The organism is Segatella albensis DSM 11370 = JCM 12258, from assembly GCF_000426565.1.
In the GTDB taxonomy this organism is placed as follows: Bacteria; Bacteroidota; Bacteroidia; order Bacteroidales; family Bacteroidaceae; genus Prevotella; species Prevotella albensis.
Window position 1 is genome coordinate 1 of record NZ_KE384543.1, and the last position, 12,275, is coordinate 12,275.

11 protein-coding genes are annotated in these 12,275 nt (G+C 44.2%); all 11 read left to right on the forward strand.

The features are described from left to right. Nucleotides 1-509 precede the first annotated feature (509 nt). A complete protein-coding gene (locus K333_RS0111465; RefSeq protein WP_027452727.1) occupies nucleotides 510-1,316 on the forward strand; it encodes a helix-turn-helix transcriptional regulator in 807 nt (268 codons plus the stop codon). Between the two features lie 213 nt (nucleotides 1,317-1,529). After that, on the forward strand, nucleotides 1,530-2,864 hold the full coding sequence (locus K333_RS0111470) for a fimbrillin family protein (protein ID WP_024990660.1): 1,335 nt from the start codon (nucleotides 1,530-1,532) through the stop codon (nucleotides 2,862-2,864). An 18-nt stretch (nucleotides 2,865-2,882) separates the two neighbouring features. Beyond that, the gene (locus tag K333_RS0111475; protein WP_027452728.1) at nucleotides 2,883-4,022 is read left to right on the forward strand and encodes a fimbrillin family protein; all 1,140 of its coding nucleotides are present in this window, start codon (nucleotides 2,883-2,885) and stop codon (nucleotides 4,020-4,022) included. Between the two features lie 21 nt (nucleotides 4,023-4,043). Beyond that, a complete protein-coding gene (locus tag K333_RS13260; protein WP_154653053.1) occupies nucleotides 4,044-4,199 on the forward strand; it encodes a hypothetical protein in 156 nt (51 codons plus the stop codon). A gap of 24 nt (nucleotides 4,200-4,223) precedes the next feature. Continuing rightward, nucleotides 4,224-5,327 carry a fimbrillin family protein gene (locus K333_RS0111485; RefSeq protein WP_024990662.1) on the forward strand — a complete coding sequence of 368 codons (1,104 nt, stop codon included), beginning with the start codon at nucleotides 4,224-4,226 and terminating at the stop codon, nucleotides 5,325-5,327. A gap of 13 nt (nucleotides 5,328-5,340) precedes the next feature. After that, nucleotides 5,341-6,285: a fimbrillin family protein gene (locus K333_RS0111490; RefSeq protein ID WP_027452729.1), complete on the forward strand. Its 945-nt coding sequence runs from the start codon at nucleotides 5,341-5,343 to the stop codon at nucleotides 6,283-6,285. A gap of 27 nt (nucleotides 6,286-6,312) precedes the next feature. Then, nucleotides 6,313-7,326: a fimbrillin family protein gene (locus K333_RS0111495; protein WP_024990664.1), complete on the forward strand. Its 1,014-nt coding sequence runs from the start codon at nucleotides 6,313-6,315 to the stop codon at nucleotides 7,324-7,326. 10 nt (nucleotides 7,327-7,336) lie between these two features. Beyond that, nucleotides 7,337-8,266, forward strand: coding sequence for a fimbrillin family protein (locus tag K333_RS0111500; protein WP_024990665.1), 930 nt, complete (start codon nucleotides 7,337-7,339; stop codon nucleotides 8,264-8,266). Nucleotides 8,267-8,299: 33 nt separating this feature from the next. Further along, nucleotides 8,300-9,247 carry a fimbrillin family protein gene (locus K333_RS0111505; RefSeq protein WP_161624571.1) on the forward strand — a complete coding sequence of 316 codons (948 nt, stop codon included), beginning with the start codon at nucleotides 8,300-8,302 and terminating at the stop codon, nucleotides 9,245-9,247. A 59-nt stretch (nucleotides 9,248-9,306) separates the two neighbouring features. Then, complete coding sequence (locus K333_RS0111510; RefSeq protein WP_027452730.1) at nucleotides 9,307-10,329, forward strand: fimbrillin family protein; 1,023 nt, start codon at nucleotides 9,307-9,309, stop codon at nucleotides 10,327-10,329. 41 nt (nucleotides 10,330-10,370) lie between these two features. Beyond that, nucleotides 10,371-12,275, forward strand: a 1,905-nt coding sequence (locus K333_RS12540; protein ID WP_161624572.1) for a fimbrillin family protein, incomplete at its 3' end; no start/stop codon positions are given.

The window sequence follows — 12,275 nt, forward strand, 5'->3', positions numbered from 1 at the left end:
GATGTACGGTGTGTTACTCCCCGGAGGGGATTCCTCTGTGATAACCGGGGGTTGCGTTAGCAGACCCTCGGATATGGTGATGGTACCCTCTATAGCCCTCTCCCCAGAGGGGGAGACCGAGGAGACATTATAGAAACTATTGGTGACAAAAACATAAAAAAAAGAGGAGAAAAACCCTTGACGGTGGAAAAGTTTACATTATTTTTGTCGAACAATATAACAAACCGATAAAAACGGGTAACAGATAACGACTTATTACTTATTTCTATAATTGTTGACATTATGATATTCAAGTATATAACATCTCATAGCTTTATTTAGCTATATCTTCTGTTTTTTACCTGCGTTAAAATAGGTTAAAGAGATAACACTTCTTTGAGTATTTATTTATATTTGTACATAGCATAAACAAAAAACTACTCATCTTCAGAAAAACGAAGAGCAGTACGAGAAAAAGAAATCTAGAGATTGATAATTGAGTTACTAACTTCGCAATAAACATTAAAAATATGGAGCCACATTTCTCTTTAGTAGAAATCATACCAGGACGTGACTTTCGCATCGACGACACCTTTAGCAGTCAGTTGGTATACGTCGTGAAGGGTGAGTTGCAGGCGCACATGGGCAAAAACCTTCGTCATCTTACTGCCCATCAGTTGATGCTGCTCCCGATGGAGAGCCGTGCAGAGTTCCATAGTGTTGCTCCTATTTCAGAGATCGTGGTGATGACGCAAAACGAGATGCCGGAGGTATGTTTCGATGTCACTATCGACGGAGCAGATCGCCCATCGTGCAAGACCGAATATCGAAATGTCATCAACGCACCGAGTGTAGCGAAGTTGTTCTTTCAGCATATCGCCGATCTGCTCCAGCATGGTGTACACAGCGATATGCTCGGCCTCACCTTCCGGCGTGAAGTCTTCATGCTTCTGCAAGCCTCTATGGATGCCGAAGAGTTCTCCGACTTCTTGAGTCCGATGTTCCATGCGCGTGGAGGTTTCAAAGCCAAGGTGATGCGCCTTGTTGACAACACGATGACCGTAAGCGATCTAGCCCATGCCATCGGTATGAACCGCAGCTACTTCCAGCGTACGTTCAAGGTAGAGTTCGGAGAGAACCCGAGCGACTGGCTCATCAAGCGCAGAGCTCGCGACGTCATCGAATATTTCCGTACCCATCACGAACCGCTCAAGGTAGCGTATGTCGACCTCAAGTTCTCCACGATGAGCAACCTGTCGGCATTCTGTAAGCGCTATATCGGTATGACGGCACGAGAGATCAGGAGAGCAAAATCCATCGATTGCTTGAATTTGTGATACCATAGAGATAAAAAATAGTCACAAGATAAGAAAAATGAGGTAATATACACGATATATAATTTATGTGAAAGAATATATATTTGCAATGTAAAACTTATTCTACTGGTTTTTGATAACCAGGTACTACTAGAAGCCTATAAAACCTTTTGGCAATTGGCGCATTAAACGAGATAACTAACAATATTTTTTGTTTTATTTATATTATATAATATGAAGAAGTTAACTAAATTTTTATTTTATTCAGCGATTATCGCTTCGGCAGTTTTTATAGTGAGCTGTTCGGACGATGTTGTGGACTCTAATACCACCAAAGATTCGGGCATCCCATTCAGAGTTAATGCCACTGTGAATAATTCCGGCACTCGTGCTAGTGATATCACCGCTCTAGATACTTTCCAGATTTGGGGATTTACGGGTGATCAAACTAATGAGCTTGTTGGCGTGAATTGTATAAAAAATGGGAGTGGATATAACCCTGCTACATCTGTAAATTGGCCAGTCGCAGGTACAACTTATACTTTTAATGCTGTAAGTAACGATTCTGGTAAGATATCTTCTAATATTTTAACACCTACAATTGTAAATGATACGCTTAGTTTTAGTTATGTTGTTCCTCAAAATGTAGCCTCTCAAGAGGATTTGCTCGTTGCTATAGCAAAAGGTAGTTCCTCTACGGGTTTAAATTTGGCGTTTGATCATGCGTTGACTGCTGCTACGTTGACAATAAAACTGAATACAGGTTATAGTCATACGTATGGTCCTGAAGCTGAAGTGGATTATATGTTTTTTGTTAAAATTCAGAAGATAATTATTCATAACATCAAGAAATCTGGAAAATATGTTTTGGGTAAAGGTTGGGATTTAAAAGATGCGATAGAAGGAGATATTGTTATTGATATGACAGATAATCCATTCTTTCAGACACTAAAGAATCCTAGCGGAGAGGAAAATATACAGACATGGACAATTAAATTGGATAATAAAAATACGAATTTATACTTTATTCCTCAAACGATTAACAGTTGGGGTATAGCTCCAAACTTAATGGGAGCTGATAAGGAGATGTATAAGAATCCTCCTTCGACGGGGGAAAGTTATATAGAACTTGTTGCAATGTGTGGTGCATATCCATATTCTTCGATACCAGGAAATTTCGATTACGCTATAGGGGAAGGACTTGAGTATTATGAAGATGCTGCTCCTGGTGTTAGTGAACAATTATCTAAGGATGCTGATGGTAATTATTATGATGATGGAGATACAAAGAGTCATATGGTAGTTACTAAAGAAGGCATTGTTCTCGATTATGGTTCAAATATTCTAAAGATTTTGGATGGTCAACCTACTGTAGAAACAAGAGGTGAAGAGGATAATACATTTGCGTGTCTTTTGAGAGAAGATAATTATGGTGTATTATATAAGAAGTTTAATACGACGTTAACGGTTAATGGAAGCAGAAACTTCATTATAGAACTAGGAACTGCAACACGTGCTTTAGATGGCGCTGCTGCTTATGGAGTTTCTGCTACTCCATCAGTACATTAATTTGGTAACATTTGGTATATGAATAAGTTAAAAATCTATAGTTGTTTGGCTTTACTGATGTTGTTGTTCAGTTGTAATGACAATGTATCTTTTACTGAAGATGATGGTGAGTATCCTGTTATCATAAAGGCATATATAGATCCTCAATTCACTTCGGCAACGAGAGGTGTGAAGTTGACTGCAGGAACGCTGAGTTCCTTTGGATTGTTTTCATTCTATAATGGAACGGCTCGTACACTTAATGCGACTTTTACTATTAAGAATGGTAACTGGAAAGGAGACAAAGCGGTGACTTGGGCTGCAGGTGCTATGGATTTTTATGCGGTCAGCCCATCATATAAAATCGCTAGTCCTCCTGCTACGATTTCAATGAAACAGAATCCTAAAAAATTCTCGTATACGGTACCTACGAATTTTGATGACCAAATAGATATCATGATTGCGAGTAGTTTCGGATTAACGCGTGCAGATACTAATGGTGAAATATCATTGGGATTCCAACCTGGTATGCATTATATTAGTTTTAGTGGAAGAAATACTATCGGAACAGACTATAAGGTTTATGTTGATACGATAATTCTTCATAACATCGTGAGTAACGGAACCTTCGCCTATAAGAGTGGTTATAATAATAAGGGAGATTGGACTCCTGCATCCGGTAATGACGCAAAGTATGTTAATGACACAATCGTCTTGAAAAGTCCGATTGAATTGACAAGTACAACAAAAGTTCTTACAGGAAATGAATATTTGATAGTTATTCCTCAAAAGACAACGATGTGGAAAACTTCTGCAGCTAATCCGAGTCCGATAACAGTTGCTGACGCAAATCATAACTATTATATAGAGACGAAAGCTCAGATTATTAAGGACGAGGGTGGAACCCAGACCTATCTTTTAGGTTATCCTGATGCTGAAGTTGATGCTACTCATCCTAAATATGAGTCTGTGTATTTTTCAGCAGTAGCAAAGACTTTTAAAATAGGTGCAGGTTCAACACTTCCAATTATCTTCAATGGTGGCTATAATAAGGATGGCGAGCCATATTTGGAGAATATAGATCGTGGAGAAGCTGTTAGTGTTGAGGTTTCAGAATGGATGGATTTCGTGATTATACCAGAAGACTGGGTACCAGTATATGAAGAATTAGAATTTTAAGAATTGATAAAATAAACAATTATGAAAAAGAAACTTTATATCAAACCTATGATTGAGAATATCAAGATGCTTGAGGAATCGAGTATTCTTGCTGCCTCAGGTGATCAGCCGGCTACGGGATTTGATGCATCTGTAAATGGTCGTGGTTCGACTGTTGATGATGATATGGATCTTTAATGCAAATATTAGAGTTCAATAAAAATGTTGAAGTGTAAACATATATATAATAGGTGTCTCCTGCTAACTTTAGCGTTAGCAGGAACCATCCTCGGCTTCTCTTCATGTTCGGATGAAGGAGAGTACGATGATGTACGTACAGCTCGGCGATATGGTTTTGCTGTTCTGGGCAACAAGATTGGTGGAGAGTCTCTCGCCAAGGCTGCTACCCGTGGAACTGCTGAAAGTGGTGAATTGCTGGGGAGTGTAGGTATGTCGTGCTATACGGGAGCCTGGAATGAAAGTAGCTCTAAGCCTAATTTCTTCTATAACGAAGAAATTACATATCAGGGTATGGATGCTAATAATATAGGTATTTGGTTGACGACATATAGCTATTTTAAGCCGGCAACAGGTACGAAGCGACGCTTCTTTGCCTACTATCCATATTATTCAGACGAATTCGACGAATTGCATAATATGTCGATATCCGAAGAGACTGTCGTAGGATACCCATCGATTGATTATGAGGTGCCGGAGAATGTGGCAGACCATCAAGACCTGATGGTAGGATGTACGGAAGAAGATGAGTTTAAAGATCACATGGACACGGTGAGCATCACTCTGCATCATTTGCTCACGGGTGTGAAATTTGCGGTAGGTACAACGATGCAGACAGGTAAGATTACAAAGATTGTTATCAAGAATGTTTTCTATAAGGGTAGATATGAATACCCTGCAGCAGATTGGCTGACTAAGAATGAGGATAATGTACGCACATTTACATTGGAGTTGAACAAGAATGTAAATGCGGCGGATGCCAAGGGTACAGCGATAACGGCAGCTGATCAGACGTTCCTGATGATGCCACAGACCGTACCAAACACATCCGTGATAGAAGTGACATTCAACGATGGTCAAGACCACGTGCTCACTTCGGCTATAGGAGGAAAAATCTGGGAGCGAGGTAAGCTCATTACATATTATGTTTCGATAACTTCGCTTATGCGAATGACTATCACCAGTAACATTGTGGACTGGGATAGTACCAATTCATTCACCGGTGAGGTCTCGGATGCCGCTAATGTAAGAAACGAGGGACATATCAACGATTGGACCCCGGACGCATCTTATAATAATAACAATTAAAGTTACGAGAATTATGATACAGATGAGAAAATACTTATTACTTTTCGGATTGGGTCCTGTATTCCTCTTAGGATGTTCTTCGAACGACCTTCCGTCTACCGGCATTGAACCGGATCCGGGAACAGGGACTTCTGAAGTTCCTATCCAGATAGAGCCACATGTGGCATCTACCCGAGCAGGATTGTCGGTGCAGAATACCGAGTTTGATAAAGGTGCACAGGTGAACGTGTTCCTCTCAGAGGCTACCACGGGAACACCTTCTACGCGCTATACCCAGCCGATGACCTACGTCACCACTAACTATGCGGGAGCAATGTCGCCTAGTAACTCCATATTCCCTTATTACCCAGCTAATGGTAATGACGTGAATCTGTGGGCATGTTATCCTTCTACGGTGAATCAGAACACCACGACCTTCACCGTCATGGGAAACCAAACGGATAACTCAAACTATAAGAAGAGCGACTTGATGTATTGCAAGGAGGAGAATATCGCTCGCCAAAAGACGGTCGTACCTATCACCTTCTATCATAAGATGGCCAAGGTGCAGATCTATCTATCGGTTCCTGCAGGTAAGGATGCCAGCGTGCTGAACAATTCAACCGTGACGATAACCAACGTGATGCGCACCATCGCCATCAATCCGAGTGCACAGACCATCGGCACTACCGCTGCCGACCTCTCCAACAAAGGCAATATCGTGGTGACCTATAATGGTGCACTGAATAGTGCTGCCATCATCGTGCCACAGACCGTAGACCCGGATTATTTCCTCGAGATACGATTGGGCAATGGAGACGTACTCAACTATATGTTGCCACAGAGCATCGAGTTTAAGTCGGGTACGGTGAATACCTTCCAGATCTCCGTGAACGAACAGGTCATCAAGGCCACTTATACCGTGCGTCCATGGAATGATGCTCCTGATATTAACGCAGAGGTTTCGCTTGATGCATAATGTAGAACCTGATAACATTTTGAAGATATGAAGATTTCCGGATATATATTATATAGTCTTGCCTTTGGCTTGCTTACGCTTGCCTCTTGTTCGGGCGACGACATACAGACCGAGAATACCGGTAAGGATATCAAGTTGAGTGCAGGGTGGGGCGATAAGCAGACACGTGCTAAAATCGACGAAGCCAATCGCGATATCATGAATACGGGAGAAAATGTGTATGCCTGGGCTGATATGATCAACTCTACCGATAATCAGTTGTCGAGTTATTTCAAGGCATGGCATCTGCATGCACGTAGCGATGGTCAGCTTGTGGCCGTTACTGCTGCCAAACAGTTCCCTGCTGCCAACAAGTTGAACTTCTATGCGGTGAACGGTGACTTTGATGCCGGTCAGATCACCGAGGGTACGACAGAGATGCCAGCTAGTCTTACCTATAGAGTTGAGGCTAATCAGACCACGGCAAACAATTACTATGTAAGTGACTTGCTCTATGGTATGCGTAAGCAGGTGGAACCTACCGAGAATGATGTAGAGTTGCCTTTCTACCATATGCTCTCACAGGTGAGAGTCCTCGTGAAGGCGGGTGCCGAGGTTACTGCATCTCAGTTGGCTAATTGTACTGTGCTGATCTTGAATGCCAAGTGTAGAGGAACTTTCAGTCCAGACACTACGGATGTGGCTGCTGAGAATATCGCTACTACGGCAACACGTGCAGCGATGATCTCCACCGATAACTCTACACAGAACGTCACGATGAAGACGGGTAGTGAGAGTGCCTTCCAGGCCGATGACGATATGGTATCGGCTATCATCCCACCACAAACTTATGCTGCCGGTGCTGGTATGATCAAGGTCATCTTGTCTAATAATGATGAGTTTGTCTTTAAGCCTACTGCCGACTTGGTATTGGAGAGTGGAGGAGCCTATAAGATTGTGATCACCATCAACGACGGTAAGGCTCAGGGCATCGTCACCACATTGGCTGGTTGGGCTAACTCTACCGATGATAATAGTATTAACTTCGAACGTACACTCTAAACATTGGATTATGAAAACGAATATCAACATAAAGATATGTGCTGCAGTCCTCTTGATGATGGGACTGCTGCCGATGCTCTCTTCTTGCGATAACGAGGCTGTGGAGAATTCGGGCAATCAGCGCAAAATCGTGTTCAGTAGTGTTTTGGGCGAAGTCTCTACCCGTGGAACGATTGCTACAGACTTGGGCGGAAGCATCGCGCTGATGGCTTATCGATATAGTGGTGAATGGACGGGAAATACGGAAAGTCCTAACTTTATGTATAAGGAGGCTGCTACGAGTCTCGATAATACCAACTGGACTACTGCTACCCAATATTACTGGCCGAATACCAGTGAGCGTATGCGCTTCTTCGGATATGCTCCTGTCGATGCCTATGACGGTACCAACGGTACGCTGAGTGCGCAGTCGGCTCTGGGTCCTGTGACCTTCAGTGGCTTCACCGTACCTACCAACATCGCCGACCAGCAAGATTTGCTCTTCGGAGAGAGTCCTGAGTATGTGTGCAGTACTGCCAATACGGTGAGCATCGCTTTCCACCATATTCTTACTGCTATCCAGTTTAGTACTACCAATACGGATGGCACTATCGAGAGCATCAAGTTTGTGGGTGTGCCTTACTCGGGCACTTATACCGCAAATACTGCTACCGGTGGCAGTTGGACATTGAACGATCTGCCGGCATCACCTAATGAATATACAGGAACCCTTACCGGAACATTCTTCATGATTCCGCAGACGTTGCCTGCTACTGCTCAGGTGGTGATTACCTACAGAGACAGCGACAACTATTCGCAGACACTTACTTATTCTCTGAGTGGCAAAACATGGGAGATGGGCAAGAAGTATGTCTATACCATCAACATTGCCGACAACGAGGCTACGCTTACGCCAACTGTCGTAGCCTGGACAACGACAGATAATACGCTCGATTATTAATGTAGAACCTAAGTATTGATACGCTATATGAAAATGAGAAATTTTATTCCGGCAATGCTCGCTGTAGCTCTCATGGCGCTCACGGCTTGCAATAACGATATAGAGGGTACTGGCTCTACCAAGCAGCTTATCAACTTCTCGGTGAGTACTGTGCAGATGGATGAGACCACGCGTGCCTCTTACATCACTTCCTTTGCCGACGATACTGAGTTCGGAGCGATAAGTTTCTGGACGGATGACGCCGACAATGTGTACAGTCTGATCAATAAAGAGACGGTTGCCAAGGATGCTTCTACGAGCGTTTGGCGCACACAACGCCAGCACTACTGGCCGGCTTATAAGAAGTCGATGAGCATCTATGCTTATTATCCTACTACGCTGGGCACCAGTATCGTGAACAACGAATTCTCTTATACGGTCCCTACGTCGCTCGACAGTCAGGAGGATATCATGGCTTCTACCGTGACCTATGGTCAAGGACAGTTCGCCACAACGATTCCTTTGCAGTTCACCCATTTGCTATCTGGTGTCTATTTCACCGTAGGCACGGGCAACAAGGCGGGTACGATCAAGAGTATCACCATCAAGAATGCGAAGAATACCAATACTTATTCCTTTGCCAGTGCTGATTGGGGCGCTTCTCCTACGGGTAATGTAGATTACACCAAGGCAGTGAACTATGTAAGTGACGGTAATGATGCCAATACGGCAATCATCGCCTCTACCAACCCGATCATGCTGATGCCTCAGGAACTCGGTGATGACTTTTCTATCGACATCGTCTTCACAGATACTGAGGGCGACCATAACTTGTCGGTGAAACCGCAAATCAACGTGGTAAATAGTAAGAGTCATCTGGTGAAGGGACAACTCGTAAACTTCAAGATAGCCGTTACAACGCTCTATACCATACAGCTTACGGCATCGGTTACCGACTGGGGTGATGGAGGTGTTACCTCCGGTTCGCTGGGAGAGATCTAAGTATGCGGACTGAGTGTGATGATATAAGGTATTAACGACGAAAATATGATAATTAAGATATGAAGAAGTCATTATTTTATGCAGTCCTGCTTGTAGCTCCATTATTCGCCGCATGTAGCAGCGATGACGGAAATATACAGGGTAATGCGGATAGGGCAGAGATTAGGCTCGGCGCTCAGATAGCGCAGGCGATCACTCGGTCTGCTGAAGATGCTACCCAGGGCACCTATATCGCTGCCAACGAACTGGTGTATGTGTATGCTGATAAGGTTTCTGACGGATCGGCTTATTTCAATGCGTGGGAACTGACAGCGGACAATCAGAGAAATCTGAATCCGGCGGCGAACGACGTGAGATACTATCCCGGTGGAACCGAGGGCATCGACCTATATGCTATTCATGGTAATAATTTGGGTATCAGTTCCGGACAGGCGTTTCCTTCTTCGGTGACCCATAATATATTGTCTGATCAGAAGATTACGAGTACGAGTATCACTGGCTATACCCAGAGTGATTTGCTCTATGGCATCGTTCGCGACCAGCATTTCACCACGAGCAAGGTGAACATGAATTTCTATCACATGCTCTCTAAGGTGGAGATCGTGATGAAACCGGGTCCTGGCGTTACCGCTGCCGATCTCGAAGGAGCTGAGGTGCAGTTGATGAACGTGAAGCCAACGGTGACATTCTCGCCGGCAAAACTTACATTGGAGCAGTTGGGCGTGCAGGCCAATCGTGCTGCTATGATCTCGGTTGGTGGTAGTCCTATCAACGTGACCTTTACACCTAAATATGTGGATAAGGCCGTGTCTGACTTCGGAGATGACCCTACCTATGCTGAGGTTATCTTGCCTCCACAAGCCTTCGATAACGTAGACTTCTTGCAGCTCACGTTCAAGACTGGCGGTTTGGCTGGTAAATCGCTGAGGTATAAACTCTCTACGACCTTTGCGAGCGGCTACTGTTATCGCTTCCAGATTCTCATCACCCCTGCCGTGTTCTCGTTGAGTCCTATCTCGGTGACACCATGGACGGCTGAGGAGAGCAATCGCGTTATCGACTTGGAAAAGGCGACGAATTGAGATCAGAATAATTAACTACTAACTTTAAATAAATCATTCGCATGAAAAAGTTGAATCAAAAATATATCGGTTTGGGTTTGATGACTATGGCAACAGTCCTTGGTCTAGGTTCTTGTGCAGATAGTGTCAATAGTGTAGTGCCTAACATTCCGCTCACCAATAAGAATATCGGTTACGATGTTAGCGTTAATAGTGATATCAACTATGTTCCTACTGAGGCTGAGGCTAAGACGCGTGCTGCCAGTATGGCCAACGATGGCTTCCAGACTCCGCATGTGCTCCAGGGATATGGCAAGACACTGTATCTGCATCCATTGGTGCAGACCATGCAGACCGACCCTAATGCTAAAAATGTGGCTACACGTGGTACTCAGATCAATGATGTCAACGATATGAGTGACTTCGGTGTGCTCGGTAAATACTATTCTGACGGAGAGTTGAGTACCACCTCTACCAACTACTTCTACAACATCCGTACCACTAAAGTGGGTGCGATGACGGAGAGTAGGGCATGGCCTATTAGTACCTATAACCTTGCCGTGTATGCTTATCATCCGTATAATGCCGGTGAAGTGAGCTTGAGCGCAGCTGATGCTGTGGGCGCTCCTGTGGTAACATATACCGTGAATAGTGCCAACCCTAACACGATGAGCGACTTTATGACGGCATCGGCTACGGGTAAGAAGGTGACCGATGGTAATTCTATTCCGCTCACGTTCAATCATAATCTGGCTGCTATCAACTTTGTTGTGGGCGCTGATATGACTCCTGGTACTATCAAGAGTGTTACCTTTAAGGGTATTTATAATACGGGTGACTTCACGATCGGTGGCAACTGGAGTTTCGCGGGTAAGGAGACCTCAGACATTACTTTCTCCGGTCTCGACGTGGCTATCGATGGCGATGAGAACGATCCTATCATCACCAGTGCACGTACATTCTTCATGATTCCGCAAAGTTTCGATGCTCAGGCACAGGCGATAGAAATCGTCTTCAATGATGGTGAATCCGACCATACTCTTACCACGACGCTCGCTGGTACTAACTGGCAGGCTGGTAAGACCATCACCTATAAGATTTCCGCTTCTGCTATTACCACCCTCAATTTGGGTTCTATCTCATTTGCTTCTGCTTACGACTATAATGTATTGCCTAAGTCAACATGGGCTAATGGCGATATGGTGGGCCTCTATGTCAAGGACCAGAAGGGTGTGCTCCGCAACGAGAACGTGAAGCTTACCTATAACAGTACATCGGGTAAGTGGGATGTCGACCAGTCTACCGTTGGTGCTAATTCTCTGTTGTATTCTCCACAATACGACTACTATGTATATTACCCATATTCAGCCTCCGGTCTCGCCAATGAGGGTAATACGAATGCCAAGACTCGTGCCTCTATGGTAGCGGGTAGTGCTAACACCTTCTTTGCTGCGGGTATTGCCGCATTCAACCCAAGTACTAATCAAAGTTCGAATATTAGCAGTAGTGACCTCCAAACTGCGAAGGGTCTCATCTCTACCGTCGACGCCTCCAGTATCAACTTCACCATGGCGCATGAGATGGCACTCTATAAGGTAACTTTGGGTAGCAAGACTATTCCTGTGACTCATATTTATGATGTAAATGCAAATTCTTGGTCTAATTCTACAGATACGAAGAGTGTCAAGGCTCTGAACAATTTCGCTGGTGGTACCATCACGGGACTTTATCGTCCGAACAATACCGGTGATGATTATTATGCCCTCGTAAACCCTACGAAAGCTTACACCTTTAGGAGTGCTTCCGGTCAGCCAAATGGTTGGTATAATAACGCGCTTTCAGTTGCTGCAAGCTCCCTTACAAGGGGTGGAGTAGGCAGTGGTACAGCCCAAAGTGATAGTGCTTATATCTATACAGCATACGCGTACAGTTACACGGGAAGTGTGCAAGCTTTTACTGCGCCTCTA